Annotated in this window: 22 protein-coding genes and 2 pseudogenes; 6 read left to right on the top strand and 18 right to left on the bottom strand. The window is 51.0% G+C overall.

Annotation, left to right across the window (positions count from 1 at the left end; genetic code table 11):
• The 16 genes and pseudogenes from J3350_RS11485 to J3350_RS11410 form a co-directional block, all read right to left on the bottom strand.
• A partial coding sequence (locus tag J3350_RS11485; protein ID WP_242700270.1) for a recombinase family protein occupies positions 1-841 on the bottom strand: 841 nt, incomplete at its 3' end.
• Between the two features lie 83 nt (positions 842-924).
• Entirely contained in the window at positions 925-1,389 is a 465-nt protein-coding gene (locus J3350_RS11480) for a hypothetical protein (protein WP_158398681.1), read from the bottom strand.
• A 176-nt stretch (positions 1,390-1,565) separates the two neighbouring features.
• The gene (locus tag J3350_RS11475) at positions 1,566-1,982 is read right to left on the bottom strand and encodes a YjdF family protein (RefSeq protein ID WP_105303067.1); all 417 of its coding nucleotides are present in this window, start codon (positions 1,980-1,982) and stop codon (positions 1,566-1,568) included.
• A 155-nt stretch (positions 1,983-2,137) separates the two neighbouring features.
• The gene (locus J3350_RS11470; RefSeq protein WP_105304861.1) at positions 2,138-2,914 is read right to left on the bottom strand and encodes a histidinol-phosphatase HisJ family protein; all 777 of its coding nucleotides are present in this window, start codon (positions 2,912-2,914) and stop codon (positions 2,138-2,140) included.
• 238 nt (positions 2,915-3,152) lie between these two features.
• Positions 3,153-4,286, bottom strand: a pseudogene (rlmN, locus tag J3350_RS11465) (23S rRNA (adenine(2503)-C(2))-methyltransferase RlmN).
• Between the two features lie 220 nt (positions 4,287-4,506).
• Positions 4,507-5,043, bottom strand: a complete 537-nt coding sequence (locus J3350_RS11460) for a hypothetical protein (RefSeq protein ID WP_046438127.1) — start codon at positions 5,041-5,043, stop codon at positions 4,507-4,509.
• Between the two features lie 18 nt (positions 5,044-5,061).
• On the bottom strand, positions 5,062-5,352 hold the full coding sequence (locus J3350_RS11455) for a hypothetical protein (RefSeq protein WP_046438128.1): 291 nt from the start codon (positions 5,350-5,352) through the stop codon (positions 5,062-5,064).
• Between the two features lie 960 nt (positions 5,353-6,312).
• Positions 6,313-7,698: a DUF4365 domain-containing protein gene (locus J3350_RS11450; RefSeq protein ID WP_207686708.1), complete on the bottom strand. Its 1,386-nt coding sequence runs from the start codon at positions 7,696-7,698 to the stop codon at positions 6,313-6,315.
• Between the two features lie 443 nt (positions 7,699-8,141).
• Positions 8,142-8,390: a DUF6061 family protein gene (locus J3350_RS11445; RefSeq protein WP_097780442.1), complete on the bottom strand. Its 249-nt coding sequence runs from the start codon at positions 8,388-8,390 to the stop codon at positions 8,142-8,144.
• Between the two features lie 43 nt (positions 8,391-8,433).
• Entirely contained in the window at positions 8,434-8,967 is a 534-nt protein-coding gene (locus tag J3350_RS11440; RefSeq protein ID WP_207686715.1) for a hypothetical protein, read from the bottom strand.
• 23 nt (positions 8,968-8,990) lie between these two features.
• The gene (locus tag J3350_RS11435; RefSeq protein ID WP_207686707.1) at positions 8,991-9,179 is read right to left on the bottom strand and encodes a hypothetical protein; all 189 of its coding nucleotides are present in this window, start codon (positions 9,177-9,179) and stop codon (positions 8,991-8,993) included.
• Positions 9,176-9,388, bottom strand: coding sequence for a cyclophilin-like fold protein (locus J3350_RS11430; protein ID WP_207686706.1), 213 nt, complete (start codon positions 9,386-9,388; stop codon positions 9,176-9,178). Before J3350_RS11430 ends, J3350_RS11435 begins: the two co-directional genes overlap by 4 nt.
• The gene (locus tag J3350_RS11425; RefSeq protein ID WP_207686705.1) at positions 9,352-9,558 is read right to left on the bottom strand and encodes a hypothetical protein; all 207 of its coding nucleotides are present in this window, start codon (positions 9,556-9,558) and stop codon (positions 9,352-9,354) included. Before J3350_RS11425 ends, J3350_RS11430 begins: the two co-directional genes overlap by 37 nt.
• A gap of 89 nt (positions 9,559-9,647) precedes the next feature.
• Complete coding sequence (locus tag J3350_RS11420; protein WP_370569318.1) at positions 9,648-10,619, bottom strand: alpha/beta hydrolase; 972 nt, start codon at positions 10,617-10,619, stop codon at positions 9,648-9,650.
• A 2-nt stretch (positions 10,620-10,621) separates the two neighbouring features.
• A pseudogene (locus J3350_RS11415) lies at positions 10,622-11,385 on the bottom strand (carboxymuconolactone decarboxylase family protein).
• A 3-nt stretch (positions 11,386-11,388) separates the two neighbouring features.
• Positions 11,389-11,640, bottom strand: coding sequence for a hypothetical protein (locus J3350_RS11410; protein WP_207686704.1), 252 nt, complete (start codon positions 11,638-11,640; stop codon positions 11,389-11,391).
• A gap of 105 nt (positions 11,641-11,745) precedes the next feature.
• On the opposite strand from J3350_RS11410, the gene J3350_RS11405 reads away from it, so the two are divergent.
• The 4 genes from J3350_RS11405 to J3350_RS11390 all read left to right on the top strand — a co-directional run bounded on the left by J3350_RS11405 (position 11,746) and on the right by J3350_RS11390 (position 15,145).
• On the top strand, positions 11,746-12,186 hold the full coding sequence (locus J3350_RS11405; protein WP_207686703.1) for a MerR family transcriptional regulator: 441 nt from the start codon (positions 11,746-11,748) through the stop codon (positions 12,184-12,186).
• A gap of 228 nt (positions 12,187-12,414) precedes the next feature.
• Positions 12,415-13,662, top strand: coding sequence for a CobW family GTP-binding protein (locus J3350_RS11400; protein WP_207686702.1), 1,248 nt, complete (start codon positions 12,415-12,417; stop codon positions 13,660-13,662).
• A gap of 31 nt (positions 13,663-13,693) precedes the next feature.
• Complete coding sequence (locus J3350_RS11395; protein WP_097791776.1) at positions 13,694-14,656, top strand: GTP-binding protein; 963 nt, start codon at positions 13,694-13,696, stop codon at positions 14,654-14,656.
• A 36-nt stretch (positions 14,657-14,692) separates the two neighbouring features.
• Positions 14,693-15,145, top strand: a complete 453-nt coding sequence (locus tag J3350_RS11390; RefSeq protein ID WP_097791775.1) for a hypothetical protein — start codon at positions 14,693-14,695, stop codon at positions 15,143-15,145.
• Positions 15,146-15,206: 61 nt separating this feature from the next.
• On the opposite strand, the gene J3350_RS11385 is transcribed toward J3350_RS11390, so the two are convergent.
• Both J3350_RS11385 and J3350_RS11380 read right to left on the bottom strand, forming a co-directional pair.
• Positions 15,207-15,902, bottom strand: a complete 696-nt coding sequence (locus tag J3350_RS11385) for a Crp/Fnr family transcriptional regulator (RefSeq protein WP_207686701.1) — start codon at positions 15,900-15,902, stop codon at positions 15,207-15,209.
• A 4-nt stretch (positions 15,903-15,906) separates the two neighbouring features.
• A complete protein-coding gene (locus J3350_RS11380) occupies positions 15,907-16,764 on the bottom strand; it encodes an NAD(P)/FAD-dependent oxidoreductase (RefSeq protein ID WP_207686700.1) in 858 nt (285 codons plus the stop codon).
• A 142-nt stretch (positions 16,765-16,906) separates the two neighbouring features.
• On the opposite strand from J3350_RS11380, the gene J3350_RS11375 reads away from it, so the two are divergent.
• Both J3350_RS11375 and J3350_RS11370 read left to right on the top strand, forming a co-directional pair.
• Entirely contained in the window at positions 16,907-17,914 is a 1,008-nt protein-coding gene (locus tag J3350_RS11375; protein ID WP_207686699.1) for an asparaginase, read from the top strand.
• Between the two features lie 260 nt (positions 17,915-18,174).
• Positions 18,175-18,651 carry a peptidylprolyl isomerase gene (locus tag J3350_RS11370; protein ID WP_097791771.1) on the top strand — a complete coding sequence of 159 codons (477 nt, stop codon included), beginning with the start codon at positions 18,175-18,177 and terminating at the stop codon, positions 18,649-18,651.
• Positions 18,652-18,668 lie beyond the last annotated feature (17 nt).

Here is an 18,668-nt window from a genome sequence, read left to right as displayed (position 1 = left end):
GATTTTCCACAGGATTCAGATGTCTCTTTTTATCCCAGATAGAGTTAGTATAGGTCTTGAAGTTGACTGTGCAGCCAGTGTACTCCCGGCGTTCCAGAATCAAACTTACTGCTCTTTTATCCCAGCGGTAAGGGTCTTCCGGGGCAGGTGCGTTTGTGCTCCGGCCATGGCTCAACTTGTAGGCGGTAGGAGTCAGAACTTTATCTGCCCACAGTTGGTTCGCAATTTGGGTCGGCCCACGTCCCTCCATGCACATGGAGAAGATGCGCTTCACGATTGCAGCCGCTTCCGGGTCAACAAGCCAATGCTTCGGGTTCTCCGGGTCTTTTACATAGCCGTACGGAACATTAACCGTCAGCGGTACTCCACGCTCTCCCTTGGCCTTCTGGACAGCCCGAATCTTGCGGCTGGTATCGCGGGCGTAAAACTCGTTGAACCAGTTCTTAATGCCCGCAAAATCGTTGTTTACGCTGTTCGGGTCAATGGTGTCGTAATTGTCGTTAATGGCAATGTAGCGAACGCCATACTGGGGAAAGGTAAAGTTTGTGTACAGACCCGTCAAGGCAGAGTTGCGCCCCAGTCGGGACAGGTCTTTCGTGATAACGATTCCTACACGCCCTGCTTCGATCTCGACCAGCATACTCTGAAAGCCGGGGCGGTCATAGTTCGTGCCGGAGTAGCCATCATCCACAAAGAACACCGGGTTCGGGAAGTGGTTCTTTTTGGCGTATTCCAGAAGGATGACCTTCTGGTTCTCAATGGACAGGCTTTCGCCGAGCCGTGCGTCCTCTTGCGACAGTCGGCAGTAAAGTGCGGTGATTTTATTCGTTGCTCCAGACATTGTTGTGTCCTCCTTATTCTGTGGAGCAACTGTCAGTACAGGATTGGTTACCGGATCAAGTATAGCAGAATTGGACGCAGTTGTCATTCGTCTGCACCCTCATCTTCAAATTTTTGCTGGGCGTTCTTGGCAACAATGCGCTCCAGTTTCTTCAAAAAGGATTCCTTGCCCTCATAGCTGCCGGTCACGGTGTAGGTGGTGTGACCGACTTTCTCCGTGGTGGTCAGTTCTGGAATCCAGAAAGCGGACAGGTTCTTGACATGGAGGTTGCCGTTCTCGTCCACATAAGAGCTGTGTTTCTTCTGCTCTTCGGTCAAGGGCTTCCGCTTGAAATAGATTTCATTTTCGGAGATGTTCACAGTCTCGCTGGTCTGCTCTTTCGGGGCATCATCATACAGCTGTGCGAAAAATGCCAGTGCATCTTCGGGTGGTTCTTCCTCCATGAGCTGATCGAAAACTCGCTGTTCCTCTGCCGAGAGGTTATTCCATGCGGCTTCCAACTCCTGCTCGTTGGCTGCGTTGACGAAGGCTTCGATCTCTTTTTTCATGGGGCATCCTCCTTTGGCTGCGGAAAGCGTTTTTCAAAAAGTATGGGTTTTCGTGAGAGCAAGAATCGTCCCGTGGCCACAAATTTTCAATTCTTGAAAATTTCCTGTCCCCTTTAGGACAGCTTCTTGTTGGGGCGTGCCTGCCCCAAACCCTGCCAGATAAAAGCAAAGGGGCATTATCTGCCCCGATGCTTTTCCTTTCGCTTCTGCTGTTTCAGTTCAAACTGACGTTGCTTTTCTGCTTCGCGTTGTTTACGGCTAAGTGCTTTTCGCACCAGATTGTTTTCTTCTCGCTGCATTTGCAACGCCTGCTGTGACTTTGTACCGATTCCTGTGGCAACTGTTTCCTTTCGGATTTGCCGTTGTAATCGCTTTGGGTTCACAGACTCTTTCTTTACAACTGTCTCAACAGATGGACTGAAGCGCAGCCGACTGTAATTCTTGAGCAGATACTCCCAGACTTCATAGTCCTTTGGTTCTGCACCAAACACGACTTTACACACTGAAAGCTTTCTTCTCTCAATACGTTCAAATACTCCGATCCAGAATGGAGCCTCAAAAAATACAGTCAGCTTTGTAGAATCAATGTCCATAACGAAACCCTCCTGAAATAAATCCTTACAGGAACGGACAACCCGGAGGGGAAGGTTACTTACCTACACCGTGCGGTGCAGACGGCTGGGCTACCTACCAGCTCTGGCATCTCTCGGGAAGAAATGCGTTGCGTTTTTATCCTGCTTTTATTATATTACAGTTCATAAAACACCCTGTTCTTAAAATACCCTATAACGCAAGTATTCGGTAGTTTTCTAACAACACTACTAAATGCATTTCCAAGTTTAACACTAATATGTGCATCGGATCCTAATACAACCCTACGTCCTCCAAGCTGAACATATCGATCAATGATACTGTATCGAGGCAGCGGTTCGTCAGAAGCATTCATGATGGAAGACGTATTAACTTCAAGAATAATGTCTTTTTTAATCATAGCATTTAATATTTCATCCATGATAGTATCACTGACGTTCCAATTATCAAAATAACGTCTGGGAAAATCTATATGTGCCATCGCCTGGAACTCGCAGGTCTGAATTGATTTTAACATAAGATTATAGTATTCATCAATCGCTTTTGATTCCTCTATGTTTTTTGCACCTGGAAAAACAGAGCCATAGCAATGATGAATGCTTCCTAGAATATAATCAAAAGGCATAGAACTGTAATCCTCGAATTCAGTAGGGAATAGATGTGGCTCGGAGAATTCAATCCCAATCAAAATCTGAATGGAGTTATAAATACGTCTTAGCCTATTCACTTCATAGAAATATTCTGACACATCAAAATTTGTAGAAGCTTTATTAATTATTCTTCCCACATTTATTTCAGAAGAATTGAAATCTACATGATCCGTAAAACAAATAATTGGAATCCCAATCTCTATGGCTTTTATACACTGCTCTTCCATAGATGACTTTCCGTCGGGCGAAAAAGTAGTATGAATATGCATATCTGCCAGCCTCATATTATCCCTCCACATAAAATAATATGGTTATTCCTTTTATACACAAAAATAATTGCATTATATTGTCATTGTAGAGACACACCTACTGCCGTGCAAAGGAAAGACAGTACACCCACCTTTCATGTTATGGTTAGCACGGGCGCATACATAGGTGCGTCCGTGCGTCATAGTATTATGGTGAGCGCAAACGATAACCATTAAAAGAATAGTCAACAATGGTTAGAGGGATAATTCATCATTAGTTTTTCTTACGTTTCCTTTTGGCTTTATGTTTTGCAAAAGGGTGACGTTTTTCTTTTCTTATCCCTCTTGTTGTATCAGCTTTATTGTCAGAAAGCTTGTGTATCACAGGCGACATCTTTTCAGGTGAATCAGACGTAGGAGCGTCGTTCCCTTTATTATAATCACTTACTAATTGACCACAGGCAGCTTTTATTCTATTACCTCTTGATTCCCGAAGTTTTACTTCCAAGCCAGCCTCCTCTAGTCTAATCTTAAATGCAACCAATTGTTGCTTGTTAGGACGTTTGATTCTCTTACAGGCAGTTTCATTATATTGTAAAAGATTAATCAGTACATTTTTTCCTCTAAACCATTTACCAAGTTGTCTTACGTCTGAAGCCCTATCATTAATTCCAGGAGCGAGCAGATATGCAATGGTAATCTTTCTGTTATGTCGTTCAGAATAGGAAAGCGCAGCTTCGACAACACTATGAATGCTATTGGATTTCATGTGCGGCATAATCATGTTTCTAGTTGCTTGATCCGTTGCGTGAAGAGAGAGTGTAAACTGAATCTTTAAATGCTCCTCTCTCAGTCGCTTCAACTGTTCAACTGGTCCAACAGTCGATACATTTATGCCATCTGTAGGAAAATTAAGTCCATTGCGATCACGAAGTATATGAATACTTTTAATCAGATTATCATAATTAAAGAGAGGTTCTCCCATCCCCATAAAAACGATTCTGTTGACACGTTCTTTCAAAAGAACGATTTGCTGAACTATTTCAGCTGGTGAAAGATTGCGAATAAATCCATTTTTTCCTGATGCACAGAAAATACACCCCACCGGACAACCGACCATAGTGCTAACGCATACCGTATTGCCAGTCCTTCTTTTAATGCATACTGTTTCAATGCAGTAGCCATCTTGTAATTCAAAAGCATACTTTGTAGTATCTCCCCCTACATATATGTCTTTTATAGTCATAGTTTAATTTTTAGGACTTACGCCATTTTTATACAAGGTTTTGAATAAAGACTTAGCTCGTTCTTCTCCCATACATTTGGCTACTTCATCAAAAGTATAATTGTACGGATTGCCCTGAATCATTTCTAATGTAGGAGGGCCCATTTTCTCTTTATTTGCCATGATAATTCCTTTCCTCGCATTGTATTTAAGTAATATTTTACACAAGCCAACTTGTGTGGATTATAACTTGAAAACATCAAAAGGGTACACAAACCCCATTGTATATATTATACATCTTTTTTTTCTTTCTGTCAAGATAGAAATTGCATCCCAATAATGTGAATTATATCATTTTTCACTTATTGGGATGCATACTTACTTAGAATAATCTTATAGTTGCTTATTCAATTCCTTGCTTCTTGCTCCTGCCCTTTGTCTGGTCCTTCGGCGTTTTTGGCTTTTTGCCGAGCCTTGCGGCATCACGCTTCATCTTCGCCCTCTCAAAGTAGCAAGTCTTTTCACGCTTCGGAGCGTTCTTCTTTGCTTCGATAGCCGCCTGATTCAGCTCATCAGTTACGACTTTCAGCCTTTGCTCCTTAGTATCAAGCTCCTCCTGCTGGGGGAACGGCTCTGCTACGATCTTCTGCGCTTCTGCGTGGTCAAGCCTGAGCTTTGCGAGGTTATCCTGCGTTCTCTCGATTCTGCCGTCGATGTTGTAGAGGGCAGCTTCAAGACGATTCAAGTTGTGGGCAAAACTCTCGATCAGCTTCGTGGTATGTGAAGTGGCACCTTGCAGGCCAGCCGACATACCGCCGCCTATCATGTTGCTGTTTACTGTAACGCTCAGGTCAAAGCCCTGGAACGAGCCGACTTTCACGGGAGTATCGGCATATTTGATAGCCAACACAGCATCTTCAAGAGCCTTATGATTGTCCATTTCCATTCCTCCCTCAGCTTATCTGCCGTACACAAATTCCATGTTCGCTATGTACAGCTTATTTACCGCATAAACACAGCCATACGGCTTATCCACTTTCAGGAGAAACTTTCTGCCGTTCAGCTCAGATACAGCATTTTTGATCTCATCACGGGTGAACTTCGACAGCTCATCGTGGTCACACAGTTCATCGACAGTGGAATAATCCTTTTCGACCTTGTTGAGCATTACGGTAAGAACCGGAACACAAGCCTTAGCATCGAAGTTGTAGTTTACCCTCGGTAAGCTGATTCTTGTAGGGTTTGGCATAGAAAAACCTCCTTGACATAGTTCATCTGAAATAAAAAATCGCTCCTCATTGCTGAGAAGCGATGTACGGTATTCAATTTTGGGCATAAAAATAGCGGACAGCGCTTCTGTTATGAAACACCGTCCGCTTTTGTCCATTATCCAGTTTGATTTGTCAACAGGCTTTCTACCGTTTTAAGGCTGTTTTCGGCTTCTACCAAGTTTCTACCAACTTTTATCCAGTTGGTTTTCTACCGAGTTTCTACCAGAATTCTTCAAAATGCTTGTATTTTCAGAACAGCGCTGTTACACTGTTTTTGGGCTTTCTACCACCAAAAAGCCCCATGGAATCGGAGTTTTAGTGTGACTCAGTGTGACACGGTGGTACTCAGTGTGAAATTGGTTTGGTAATACCATATAAAGCACATCCCTGTGCATTATATCTACCTTAATTGGTTTTCCAAGTGAAGTATACCACACTCGTGGTCAAATGACCACCCATATATACGAGAATTTGGCCGTTTTACTGCGTACGTGCGTACCAACCTTCCGTACGCACGTACGCAGCGATTCGCCCGAAACGCCCCTATATAACCGTTTCCCCTCGGAGAGCCCACTACACTTTGCAGGCCGCAGGGCTGAAAGTGTCATAGTGGGTTATTACACTTCCGCAGAAGTGCATTTCCCTCGCCGCAGACAGCCCGGTGCACCTTTGTGAGAGCTTTCTGTGCGGCGAATCCTCATCGCCCACAGGCGATATGAGCAGGGATTCCAAAGGGGCGCAGCACCCTTGGCACACGACTTTGGTACAAAGTCTAGTGTGTTACACCTTTCCAGAGATGTACACGTTCCTGAAATGCAAAAAGCCCCATACCCAACACCTTGACGGTGCGGCCATGGGACTTGATGCTTCCTCGGCCTAGCCGGGTACTCGTAACCAATCCTGACAGGCAGTTGCCGTGTCATTTCTCGAAAACTGTTTTACGAATACCCAGCAACGGCATCAAGTAGCGCGTTATAGTCGATATTGCAGTACTTCAACATTGCATCTTTATTTAACATGACGAAGTGAGTGGATGGATATTCTTTATCATTTTTGTCAAACTCGCGATATATCAGTGGTACATAGTTAAAATCATAGATGTTATGGTATTCACTATTTTCTTCAGTCGGAACAACCCATAAAAGAAGTTCTAGATTAGCAATATGGCAGCTTCGAAGAAGCGATTGGCTTGAACACATCTTGATTGGTTCTTTGTCGATTAGTGCAGCTCTCAAGATGCTAAGATTAGTATTGTCTGTGACAGAAAGGGAAGAACAGTCGAGGTCGGCTGTTGCATGAACTGCCTCTAGCGTCTTTTTCACATCTAGAAGAAAGGAAAGCTTTTTTTGAAGTGTAGGAAGATTGGCACAATCAGCTTCACTGAAAGCGATTTTTCCACCATTGATTTCATAGTGATGGGCAGAAAGGGCAGCAACCATAAACTCTGCATCTTTGATACGCTCTGATAGTGTTCCGGATAAAGTAAAATTGAATTTTGTAGGCAAGGATTGCGCTGTACTGAAACTCATCTGTATTCCCTTACCAAAACGAATGACCGTAGATGATTTAGAACGTGTGACAGTATAACTCTCAAAATAAACTTTAGAATCAATGCTGATAGGAGCATCTCGTGTAAACGAAAATAACTCAATACGGTCAAGATGAGCAATGGGCAGTTCGACTTTTTGAGGGAGAACAGCATAAATGTAAGTTTCGTGGTCAAAAAAATAATCAAGGGGCAAATCGTAATGTTTTGCTGCACTAGTAGAATAGCCTAGAGAAATAGTGTTGGTGGGTAAGTCTGAATCGAAGGATAAGAGCGCGCTATTGATAGCGGCGCGTTGCCTATTCATGTGATGCGCGAAATTAAGGAAGATATCATCGATATCTTCTTTTTTGGTCGGAAAAACTTTTAATTCAATGCTTTTGCATTTAGAGAAATCTCCTTTATAGTCCTTGAGCATTTTTTTGAGGTCGAACGGAAGAAGTCCAACATAGTATATAGTATAATGCTCATCTTCCTTATCGAAATACACGACAAAAAAGATGGTTCCTCCAACATAAAGATAGTTTCTTAAATCAGAATATTGGATAGAATACTTTATGCTCTTTTTCTTTAGATTTGGTTTAATATGACCTTTGACCTGAACAGGTACTTTTAAAATCAAGTCAGCTTTTGCATGAACGTGGCCGGACTTTTTATAGACTTCTACATCTCCATCCCATGAGGGCTCTTTATCATTGGAATTGATGTGAGAAACCAAGTGACCCGTTTTGCTTATGGCAAGTTCAACATGATTTGTAGCAATCTTTTCAGAATCCATATTAGACCTCCAGATAAGGTGATTGCAGAAATATGCATGAGAGTGCAGTTTCTTGTTTGTACTGATTATACACCTAAAATCAGAAAAATTAACAAAACATCTGAAAAATCTTGAAATTGTGATAGTCTTGACAAAAACTGAATTTATGGAAGATAATGGAATAGGTCTGCTATCGGTAGCGAGTTGAGCAGAAATAAAAGGGGCATCTACAACACCGTGGTGCTGTCCGATGTCCCTTGTGACTGATTTTATCGTTGTCCGCCAACCTCAGGCTCCTATGTCCTGCATCGCTTTCGGGTTTTATCGCTGCCCGCCAGCCTCAAGCCCTTACGTCTTGCATCAGATCGGATTTTAGGTGTCAGCCACACCAGCGGAGTGACGTCCGCTCTCCTGTTTATAGTATATTCAATTGGTACTCAAATGGCAATGGCCTTTCGAAGTAATCAATCTTCCAGTCTGCCATGGTCGCAGCCAAGCGACAGATAACGCTCTATCTCTCCACCCAGCACAAGCTGGGCGTACTCCAAGGGCTTATTATACAGCAGCCAGTCCAGCTCTGCCCGCTGTGCCGGGGTGCTGCCGTACTCGTCCTCCACGGCGATGCAGTCGATGGCAAGAGTGGTGCCATCCTCGAACCGGGCTTCCACCCGGTTGGTGTCCATATTGAAGCGGCAGGAAAGCAGTTTGTTCATGGTGAACCTCATTTCTATATCAAACGGTGTCTGTTCGGATGTCCTAAACCCTGCCATAAAACCGGTGATTGATTTGTCCATTGGGCTTTGTTTTGCCCGTCTGCACATTTTTGCACACTTTTTGCACACCTGAATATCTGGATAACGGTTGCAAAGCATTACACTGTATGCAGACAATGCGGTGTGTGCAAAGGCGTGTTTTGCGATGATACGATAAAAATAACGCTTCTTCGAACTTTTGAAATTTGACGAATGATGCGCCTTGGATTCTTTTAATCAGAGGGCCAGGGATTCGAGTTCCCTCGAGCTCGCCAAAATCCAACGAAGAATCGTAAGATTCCTCGTGGGATTTTCTTTTTATTCTCAAGCTGCACGGTCTCTGCACGGTTTTCACATCACCGCCGGAGATCATCAGCTGGTAGGTGGCGCTGGAATGCCGCAGACCATGGAACACGATACGGGTGAACTCCGGGTGCTCTGCACGCCAAGTACGGTACCATTTATCGCAATTTTCAAAAATAGTGCCGATCAAAAACGGCATATTGCGATATGCAGTTTGCGGATATTGCTTGTGCATTAAAAGTGCAAACTGCTATAGCATCAGCTGCTTTTTTGATTCTCCTTCATGATTTTTCTGGCCCGTCCGCGCGTGGTGTCCTCAAAGGTTTCATCTTCGCTGAATCGTAGCCAATAGGGGTCTTCCATCAGGCAGGCGTTGGTGCGCTTGACGATTTCCCAAGCGTTGTAGTCCGGCAGACCCATCATTTTGCGGGCGGTTGTAGACCTCATTGCGGGAATAGCTGAAGTTTTATAACCGTTTGCTCTTTGTCCAACAATACTGCAAGTTCATCGGCAGACAGACCGTTGATATGGCCCAACTTGGTATAGCTCCACGAATTCGAACCGAAAAACACCACAAGCTGATTTCCGGAATACAGGACAACATCTCCCGGCTGCGTGGTCATCTGCACATCGCTGCGGGAAAAACTCTGCGGCAAACTGCCGACCTGCTCAAAGCCGCCATAGAGGCGGAAGTGTTCACGGTAATGGCGTTCTGTGCAAGGGTATGTAGCTCAGCAACAGCAGCGTTATTCTCCCATTGAATATCCACAGCGGTGCCATCAATGGTCAAACACAGCATCGGCTCGCTTGAATCGATTTCAGCCATGGTCGTTTCCTCCCGCAGTTCAGGTAGGCCAGCGCAGCCGCTCAGACAAAGCACAGCCGCCAGCAACAGGACGAGCGTAATATGTCGCTTCATCTCAAATACTCCGTAAAGAATGCGTTGAGCTTTTCAAACGGAATGATGTCCATCTGATCGTAAAGGTCAGTGTGGTTTGCACCGGGGATCATGAGCAATTCCTTGTTATCGCCGGTCAGTTTGCTGTACACTGTTTCGCTGAAATAGCGGGAGTGCGCCTTTTCTCCGTGTACCAGAAGTACGGCGGAGCGGATCTCGCTGCTGTATTGCAAGATCGGCATATTCAGGAACGACAGCGAAGACGTCGCGTTCCAGCCACCGTTGGAGTTCAGGCTTCGGGGATGGTAGCCACGCGGAGTCTTATAGTAGGCGTAATAGTCCTTTACAAACTGCGGTGCGTCCTCCGGCAACGGATCGACCACACCGCCTGCCAGAGCATAGGCGCCGTTTTTGTAATCTACAGTGCGCTGTGCATTCATGGCTTTTTTCTTCTCATAGCGTGCCGGCTCAGAATCCTCAGCATCAAAATATCCGTTGGCAGTTACACGGGTCATATCGTACATGGTCATAGCAGCGGTAGCTTTGATGCGGGTATCAATGGCAGCAGCGTTGATCGCCATGCCGCCCCAACCGCAGATACCGATGATACCGATGCGCTCGGAGTCCACATTCTCCTGCACAGAGAGAAAGTCTACCGCAGCGCAGAAATCCTCGGTGTTGATGTCCGGCGAAGCGACATAGCGGGGTGTACCGCCGCTCTCGCCGGTGTAGGACGGATCGAAGGCAATCGTCAAGAAGCCAAGCTCCGCCATTTTCTGCGCATACAGACCGGAGGACTGCTCCTTTACCGCACCAAACGGACCGCTGACGGCAATGGCGGGCAACTTGCCCTCTGTGCCCTTCGGCGTGTACATATCCGCCGCCAGTGTGATGCCGTAACGGTTGTGAAAGGTCACTTTTATGTGTTCCACCTTGTCGCTTTTCGGGAACACCTTGTCCCACTCCTGTGTCAGATTCAGTTTTTCCATCTTCAGACCTCCTTGCCTGTTGCCTTAAAATATACTGTGTTGTCCACGGCTTCCAACCATTCATTGGAGGTTTCGTCCCCCGGAACCTCTACCGCCAGATGAGAGAACCAGCTATCCGGTGCTGCGCCGTGCCAGTGCTTGACACCCACCGGAATATTTACCACATCGCCGGGGCGGAGCTCCTGTGCCGGTTTGCCCCATTCCTGATAGTAACCTCGACCAGCCACACAGACGAGGATCTGTCCGCCGCCGCTTTTGGCGTGATGAATGTGCCAGTTGTTACGGCATCCGGGTTCAAAGGTCACATTGTAAATGCCGACCTGCTGCGTAGAAAGTGGTGCGAGATAACTTTGCCCGATAAAATATTTCGCAAAGGCGTCATTGGGTGCGCCGATGGGAAAGACCATTTCATTCTGATGCTTGGCTTTTGCATCGGCGGCGGCGTCCTCCGCCCATACCTCCTTTGCCATACGAAAAGCCGCCCATGCCTTGGGCCAGCCTGCATAAAATGCCGCATGAGTCAGGATCTCCGCAATTTCCGTTTTGGTCACACCGTTGTTCTTGCAGTTGTCAGATGGTACTGAAAGGACGAATCCGTCAGCCCTTGCGCCATCAGCGCCACCACTGTTACAATGCTGCGGTCTCGCAGGGAAAGCTTGTCTTCTCGGCTCCACACCTGCCCGAACAGTACATCATCATTCAATTCCGCAAATTTAGGAGCAAATTCCCCCAAAGCCTCTCTGCCTGCCGTTTGTTTGATTGCCATAGCTCAGACCTCCTTGCCCATCTGATAAGCTTGCTCCAGCGCAGGATGTCCGGTGATCTCACCCACGCCGTTTACGCCGCCTGCAAACACTGTGCCAGCCAGCGCACAGCGAGGGAAGCAATCCACCCAGCCCTGCACGGCCTTCTCTGTGCCCGCCAAGATTGCCCGTGCGCCCTTGGCAAATGCTGCCGCCAGCGTTTCGGAGTTGCCACTCTTACGGGGACTTGAGGAAATGATCAGCACCTTTTTATCCATTGTAAAACACTCCTTGCATTTTTATATTCATTGTGTTATCCTCATAGTAGTACATAAACCTAACTTTAGGTCAAGATATTTTTGAAAATTTTCGGAGGGTAATTGATGTATTCAATTGGACAGGTGGCAGAGATGTTCGGATTACCCATCTCTACGCTGCGCTATTATGACAAGCAGGGGCTTTTCCCGAATATGGAGCGAGTATCCGGCATCCGAAAATTCGGTGACACGGAGATTGAAGCGCTCCGGATCATTGAATGTCTGAAAAAGGCTGGCATGGAGATCAAGGACATCCGGAAATTCATGGATTGGTGTGTGGAAGGGCCTTCCACCTATCCACAGCGCAAGGAATTGTTTGAAACGCAGAAGGCACATATGGAGGAGGAGATCGCACGGATGAACCGCACTCTGGATATGCTGAAATTCAAATGCTGGTACTACGAACAGGCGATCCGGGACGGAAATGAGGAAAAACTCGCCGCCATGATCCCCGATGCGCTGCCGGAGGACATCCGTGCGATCTACGACAGCTCCCACAAAAAATAACCCTCTCCGAATCGAAGCTGCACCACCTCCCCACGCAACCGCCCTTTTCCGCAAAACGCGGGCAAACTTCAAAAAATGTTACAATTTTCTCATGAAAAAGGGCGGTTTCCCATTGACAGGCTTGTTATAATAGGAGTGTAAAGATTTTTGAGCCAGCACTCGGCGGCTCGGATTGCTTGAAGGTTCCGATTTGCGGACTTTGGAAAAAAAGAAAGAGGCAACAGCATTATGACCAAGATCGATATTTTCTCCGGCTTCCTTGGTGCCGGTAAGACCACCCTCATCAAAAAGCTCATCAAGGAGTCCTTTGCGGGCCAGAAGGTCGTTCTGATCGAGAACGAGTTCGGCGAGATCGGCATTGACGGCGGCTTTTTGAAGGAGTCCGGCATCCAGATCAACGAGCTGAACGCCGGCTGCATCTGCTGCTCGCTGGTGGGCGATTTCCGCGCCGCTTTGCAGCAGGTGGTGGAGCAGTATCACCCCGACCGCATCGTCATCGAGCCGTCGGGCGTGGGCAAGCTGTCCGATGTGACCCGCGCCGTCGAGGGTGTGGCCGAGCACCTGGACGTGCAGCTGAACAGCTTTGTTACCGTGGCTGACGTGAACAAGGTCAAGATGTATATGAAGAACTTCGGCGAGTTCTACGATGACCAGATCAGCCATGCAAGCTGCATCATCCTGAGCCGCACCCAGACCGCCAGCGAAGAGAAGATCGCTGCAGCGGTGGCTATGCTGCGCGAGAAGAACCCCACCGCCACCATCGTCACCACCGCGTGGGATGCCCTGACCGGTGAGCAGATTTTGAACGCTATGTCCACGAAGGACGACTTCAAGGCAGAGCTGATCGCCATGGCAGCCAAGGCCAATGAGGAGCATGTCCACGAGGACGAGGAAGAAGAGCACGAGCATCACCATCATCATTACGATGAGAACGGCGTGTGCAGCTGCGGTCATCACCATCACGACGACGAGGATGACGATGACGAGGACGAACATGATCATCATCACGACCACGATGACGATGATCACGACCATGACCACTGCTGCCATCATCACCATGACGACGAGGATGATGACCACGATCATTGCTGCCACCACCATCACGACCATAATGATGAGGAGGAGCACGAGCATCATCACGATGAGGACGGCCACTGCTGCTGCGGTCATCATCACCACCATCATCACGATGGCCACGATGCCGATGAGGTCTTCACCAGCTGGGGCGTCGAGACCGCCAAGAAGATCGCAAAGGCTGACATCGAGCATGCGCTGACCGAGCTGGATACCGGCAAGTACGGCATGATCCTGCGCTCCAAGGGCATCGTGGACGGCGGCGCAGACGGCTGGCTGGAGTTTGACTATGTGCCCGGCGAGTGGGAAGTCCGTTCCCGCGGCGCAGACGTCGGCGGCAAGCTGGTCGTCATCGGCTCCAAGCTGGACGAGAAGGCCATTGCCGGCCTGTTCGGCTGCTGAGCCCGGACAACACAGAGGAGGAAAACCGTTTATGGCAAATGAAATCCCGGTCTACCTGTTTGTGGGCTTCCTCGAAAGCGGAAAGACCAAATTCATCCAGGAGACCTTTGAAGACCCCAACTTCGACTCCGGCGACAAGACCCTGCTGCTGGTCTGCGAAGAGGGCGAAGAGGAATACAATCAGAAGAAATTCGCCTTCCCCGGCGTGACCCTCTACAATCTGGAGGACAAGGCGGAACTGAACCCCCAGAACCTGGCCAAACTGGCCAAGGAAGCAGATGCAGGCCGCGTGGTCATCGAGTACAACGGCATGTGGCTGCTGCAGGACCTGGCCAACAATCTGCCCGAAAACTGGATCGTCTACCAGTGCATCGCCACGGCCGACGGCACCACGGCCCTCACCTATGCCCGCGACAACTCCATGCGCGCTCTGCTGCTGGACAAGATCGCCCGCAGTGAGCTGATCGTCTTCAACCGCGCCGAGGCCGTCAACAACGACGCCGCCCGTCAGGAGCTGCACAAGCTGGTGCGTCAGGCATCCCGCAAGTGCGACATCGCCTATGAGTTCGCCGACGGCAGCGTGGCCTACGATGATATCCCCGACCCCCTCCCCTTCGACCTGAACAAGCCGGTGGTGGAGATCGGCGACGACGATTTCGGCATCTGGTATATGGACTGCCAGGACGAGCCCCAGAAGTACGCGGGCAAGACCGTGAAGTTCCTGGCGCAGGTCTGCCAGACCAACCGCGCAGGCAAGAACAGCTTCGTGCCCGGCCGCTTTGCCATGACCTGCTGTGTGCAGGACATCCAGTTCGTCGGCTTCCCCTGCTCCTACGATGGCTACAAGGCGCTGGAGCAGCGCGCCTGGGTCACTGTGACCGCAAAGGTCAATTACAAGTTCCACAACATCTACCGCGGCAAAGGCCCGGTGCTGACCGCCATCTCGGTCGAACCCGCCGAAAAGCCGCTGAACGATGTCGTCACATTCTCTTAACCCGCACACTGAAATCACATCAAGGAGGATCTCACCATGAAAACGTTGTTTCGCGTTCTGGGCGCGGCTGCTGCCGTCGCCGCCACCGGTGCCGCCATCGTGGTGCTGGACAAAGTTCTGAACGACAAGGGCCCGCTCCACGTCGAAGAGGTGGAGTTCCCCGAAGAGGCTGAAAAGGACCCCGCAGAGGCCGCCAAGGCAGCCGAAGCCTACGCCGAAGGCGAGGCCAAGACCGCTGAGCCGGGCGACGCATGGCCCCCGGCCTTCGAGAAGGCATCCGAGGAAAAGGCATCCGAAGAGCCGGAGGCTCCCGCTGCACAGCCGGAGACGGCCGAGGAAAAGCCTGTGGCCGAGGAAGCACCCGTGAATCCGGTGGAGGCCGGCCCCGCCGTCGCCCCCAAGGATGAGACGGGCAAGTTCGACGTCACCAAGATCGCTGAGGCCAGCGATTTCACCGGCGTGGAAGAGGAATCCGGCTGCAAGAGCTGAGATCGTGAACGATAAAAAAGGACGTCTCGTCGCAGGATGAGACGTCCTTTTTTGATGCGTTTTATGTGCCGTTGGCGATCTGCTTCAGCCGTTCTTTGTCCAGTACGGTGACGCCGCCGCGGTAAAGGCGGACAAGGCCCTCCCCGGCAAAGTATTTCAGCAGGCGGCTGACGACCTCGCGGGCGGAGCCCATGTAGCGGGCGATCTGGTCGTGGGTCATGCGGACATCCGTGCCGCCGGTCTTTGCCAGCTCGTCGGTGAGGAAGATGGCCAGCCGCCGGTCGGCGCTCATGAACAGGATCTGCTGCATGGTCCACATGGTGTCGGAGAAGCGCTCGGCGGTCATCTGGTAGGCGTAGCAGCGGACATGGACGTTCTGCTGCATCAGCTGGCGGAACACGCCTGCGCCGATACAGTAGGCCTCGGTGTCCTCCTCGGCGTCGATGTACAGGTCAAAGTTGACGGAATCCATCACGCAGGATGCCGACAGGATGCAGACTTCGCCGGGAAACAGCCGGTAAAGCGTGATGTCCCGCCCATCCTCCGAGAGCAGATAGGCCCGCAGCTGGCCCGACCGCAGCAACAGGATGCCCACGCAGTTCTCGACCGGGCTGTGGACCCGCTCCCCTTTCCGGTAGCGCACCGGCCGGGTGAAGCGGCAGAGCTGCGCCTGTTCCTCCGGCGTGAGCTGGTCCCAGAATGGGAAAGCGCAGGCCAGACAGTTCCGGTTGACCGGAGTATTTTGCACATCGGACATGGTGTTATCCTTTCCGCACCGCTTTGGCAGCTTCGGTGCCTGCAAGTGCTCCCTCATAAACAGCCTTGGCGACCTGTAGCAGCCCGCCGGTGCAGTCCCCGGCGGCGTAGAGGCCAGGCAGGGTGGTCTGCATCTTCTCATCCACGACGATGCGGTTCCCCTCGACTTCGGCCCCCAGCTTGCGGGCCAGTGCCGTGCTGCCCGCTACGCCCAGTGCCACGAACACGCCGGACAGGGGCACCCGTCGGCCGCCGTTCAGCTGCACACCGGTAACGGTCTGTTCGCCGAGGATGGCGTCCACCGTTTCGGGGCAGACCGTCACCTCCGGCGGGAACTGTGCCGTCAGCGGCGCCCCGTTGGTCAGGAGGGTGACGCTCTTTACCAACGGCAGAAGGGCCTGTACTTCATGCAGGGCATATTCGCCGCTGCCCAGCACCGCCACATCCTTTCCCCGGTAGAAAAAGGCGTCGCAGGTGGCGCAGCAGCTCACACCATGGCCTTCCAGCCCTGCCAGACCGGGGATCTTCGGCGCGGTGCGGGAAGCGCCGGTGGCCAGGATGACGGCATCGGCGGGGAACTCGCCCGCCAGCGTCTCGACGGTGAGCTTGTCGGTGTAAGTCAGGCCCACGGCCTCGGTGGTAACGAACTGCACCCCCAGCGCTCTGGCCCCTTCGATGCCCCGGCGTTCCAGTTCGGCACCGGAGATGGGTTCGGCAAAGCCGTAGTAGTTCTGGATGTGCGCGGCGCGGTCCAGTGCGCCGGGCCCTTTGGTGAGAACGGTCGTTTCGACCCCTGCGCGGGCCGTGTACAGAGCGGCCGACACGCCGGCCGGGCCGGAACCGATGATGACGATGTTGGGCATGGGAAGCCTCCTGAAGTTTTTCTTCTAGTATACACCTTTTCCCGCAAAAATCTGTGACCAGGTCTCAAAACTGCACACTTTTCATCCGGGGCCGAGTGTGTTATACTGAATCGACTGAATTTGACCCAGGGAGGCACCGAACATGTCCAAGCAGCGTTTGCTTTTTATCACCACCGGCGGCACCATCGCCAGTGTGCGCACCGCACAGGGGCTGCGGCCCGTTCTGACCAGCGAGGAACTGCTGGCCCACCTGCCGGAACTGAACGAGCTGTGCTGCCCGGAGACGCTGGCGCTGTGCAGCATCGACAGCACAGACCTTGGCCCCGAACACTGGCTGCTGATGGCGCGGGCCGTGCAGGAGAATTATGCGCTCTACGATGGCTTCATCATCTGCCACGGCACCGATACGCTGGCCTATTCGGCGGCGGCGCTGTCCTACCTCATCCAGAATGCGGACAAGCCGATCATCCTCACCGGTGCCCAGCAGCCCATCTCCAACGAGATCACCGATGCGAAGAAAAACCTGCGCGACAGCGTCATCTGCGCGCTGGAACCCGGCAGCCGGGGCGTGATGGTGGTGTTCGGCGGGCATGTCATCGCGGGCACCCGCGCCAAGAAGAACAAGACCATCAGCTACGATGCCTTTGCGTCGGTCAACTTCCCGGCGCTGGCGCTGGTGCAGGGCGACCGGCTGGTGCGGTATATCCCCTCGCCCTGGCCCACCGGCCCGGTGGAGTTTGGCCGGGCACTGAACCCGAAGGTCTTTCTGCTCAAGCTGACGCCCGGCCTTGGCCCGGAGCTCATCCCGGCCATTTTTCAACAATACGACTGCGTCATTGTGGAAAGTTTCGGCGTGGGCGGCATCCCGCAGCGGCTCATGGACGCTTTTGCAGAGAATCTGGGCGATTACGACAAGACCCGCAAGATCCTGATCTTAACCACACAGGTCACCTACGAGGGCAGCGATGTGGGCATTTACGAGGTCGGCAAGCGGGTCCGGAACCGGTTCCGCTTCCTGGAAGCCCACGACATGACCATTGAGGCCGTCGTCACAAAGGTGATGTGGCTGCTGGCCCAGAACTGCGAGAGCTTCGACCAGCTCCAGCAGCGGTTCTATCGGCAGGTCAATTTTGATACATTTTATCATTGAAAATAGCAATACCGCCGAACGGCGGTATTGAAGGCGCTGTGTCCAAAACGCAGGCGGCCGCCCCTTGCCGGTACCTAGGCGCCGGGCAGGGCGATTCTCGGTACGTTTCAGATCATGAAAATCGCCCCCAAATTTACAAAAACGTTGCAACTGTGCCGTTGCACAAGCCAAAAGGTATGGTATACTATAAGAGGATTCTGGCAGAACTTCTGCCGCAAATGCCCCGCTGAGGGGCCAAGATAAAGGAGCATTGGAACAGTATGGTTCGCATTACTATGGAAGACGGCGGCGTCATCGACATTGAGCTGAATGAGGAAGCCGCCCCTCTCACCTGTGAGAATTTCAAGAAGCTGGTCGGTCAGGGCTTTTACAACGGCCTGACCTTCCACCGCGTCATCCCCGGCTTTATGATCCAGGGCGGTTGCCCGCTGGGCAACGGCACCGGCGGCCCCGGCTGGAGCATCAAGGGTGAGTTTGCTGCCAATGGCGTCAACAACCCGATCAAGCACACCCGCGGCGTCATCAGCATGGCCCGCAGCATGAGCCCGAACAGCGCCGGCAGCCAGTTCTTCATCATGCACCAGGATGCCCCCCATCTGGACGGCCAGTATGCCGCATTCGGCAAGGTCGTGGCCGGTATGGACGTGGTGGACAAGATCGCTGCAGTCGCCACCGACTGGAACGACAAGCCCAAGACCCCGGTCCGGATGAAGACCGTCGAGCTCATCGAGGGCTGAATCACGATCTGAAAAAG

The sequence above is a fragment of the Faecalibacterium sp. Marseille-Q3530 genome, from assembly GCF_017377625.1.
Lineage (GTDB): Bacteria > Bacillota > Clostridia > Oscillospirales > Ruminococcaceae > Faecalibacterium > Faecalibacterium prausnitzii_E.
This window is presented reverse-complemented; position numbering and strand designations above follow the sequence as displayed.

Bases quoted from the DNA above. Each gene is read 5' to 3' on its own strand.
- J3350_RS11480 (WP_158398681.1), bottom strand. From the start codon at position 1,389: ATGAAAAAAGAGATCGAAGCCTTCGTCAACGCAGCCAACGAGCAGGAG.
- J3350_RS11475 (WP_105303067.1), bottom strand. From the start codon at position 1,982: ATGGACATTGATTCTACAAAGCTGACTGTATTTTTTGAGGCTCCATTC.
- J3350_RS11470 (WP_105304861.1), bottom strand. From the start codon at position 2,914: ATGAGGCTGGCAGATATGCATATTCATACTACTTTTTCGCCCGACGGA.
- J3350_RS11460 (WP_046438127.1), bottom strand. From the start codon at position 5,043: ATGGACAATCATAAGGCTCTTGAAGATGCTGTGTTGGCTATCAAATAT.
- J3350_RS11455 (WP_046438128.1), bottom strand. From the start codon at position 5,352: ATGCCAAACCCTACAAGAATCAGCTTACCGAGGGTAAACTACAACTTC.
- J3350_RS11450 (WP_207686708.1), bottom strand. From the start codon at position 7,698: ATGGATTCTGAAAAGATTGCTACAAATCATGTTGAACTTGCCATAAGC.
- J3350_RS11445 (WP_097780442.1), bottom strand. From the start codon at position 8,390: ATGAACAAACTGCTTTCCTGCCGCTTCAATATGGACACCAACCGGGTG.
- J3350_RS11440 (WP_207686715.1), bottom strand. From the start codon at position 8,967: ATGCACAAGCAATATCCGCAAACTGCATATCGCAATATGCCGTTTTTG.
- J3350_RS11435 (WP_207686707.1), bottom strand. From the start codon at position 9,179: ATGAGGTCTACAACCGCCCGCAAAATGATGGGTCTGCCGGACTACAAC.
- J3350_RS11425 (WP_207686705.1), bottom strand. From the start codon at position 9,558: ATGGCTGAAATCGATTCAAGCGAGCCGATGCTGTGTTTGACCATTGAT.
- J3350_RS11420 (WP_370569318.1), bottom strand. From the start codon at position 10,619: ATGGAAAAACTGAATCTGACACAGGAGTGGGACAAGGTGTTCCCGAAA.
- J3350_RS11410 (WP_207686704.1), bottom strand. From the start codon at position 11,640: ATGGATAAAAAGGTGCTGATCATTTCCTCAAGTCCCCGTAAGAGTGGC.
- J3350_RS11405 (WP_207686703.1), top strand. From the start codon at position 11,746: ATGTATTCAATTGGACAGGTGGCAGAGATGTTCGGATTACCCATCTCT.
- J3350_RS11400 (WP_207686702.1), top strand. From the start codon at position 12,415: ATGACCAAGATCGATATTTTCTCCGGCTTCCTTGGTGCCGGTAAGACC.
- J3350_RS11395 (WP_097791776.1), top strand. From the start codon at position 13,694: ATGGCAAATGAAATCCCGGTCTACCTGTTTGTGGGCTTCCTCGAAAGC.
- J3350_RS11390 (WP_097791775.1), top strand. From the start codon at position 14,693: ATGAAAACGTTGTTTCGCGTTCTGGGCGCGGCTGCTGCCGTCGCCGCC.
- J3350_RS11385 (WP_207686701.1), bottom strand. From the start codon at position 15,902: ATGTCCGATGTGCAAAATACTCCGGTCAACCGGAACTGTCTGGCCTGC.
- J3350_RS11380 (WP_207686700.1), bottom strand. From the start codon at position 16,764: ATGCCCAACATCGTCATCATCGGTTCCGGCCCGGCCGGCGTGTCGGCC.
- J3350_RS11375 (WP_207686699.1), top strand. From the start codon at position 16,907: ATGTCCAAGCAGCGTTTGCTTTTTATCACCACCGGCGGCACCATCGCC.
- J3350_RS11370 (WP_097791771.1), top strand. From the start codon at position 18,175: ATGGTTCGCATTACTATGGAAGACGGCGGCGTCATCGACATTGAGCTG.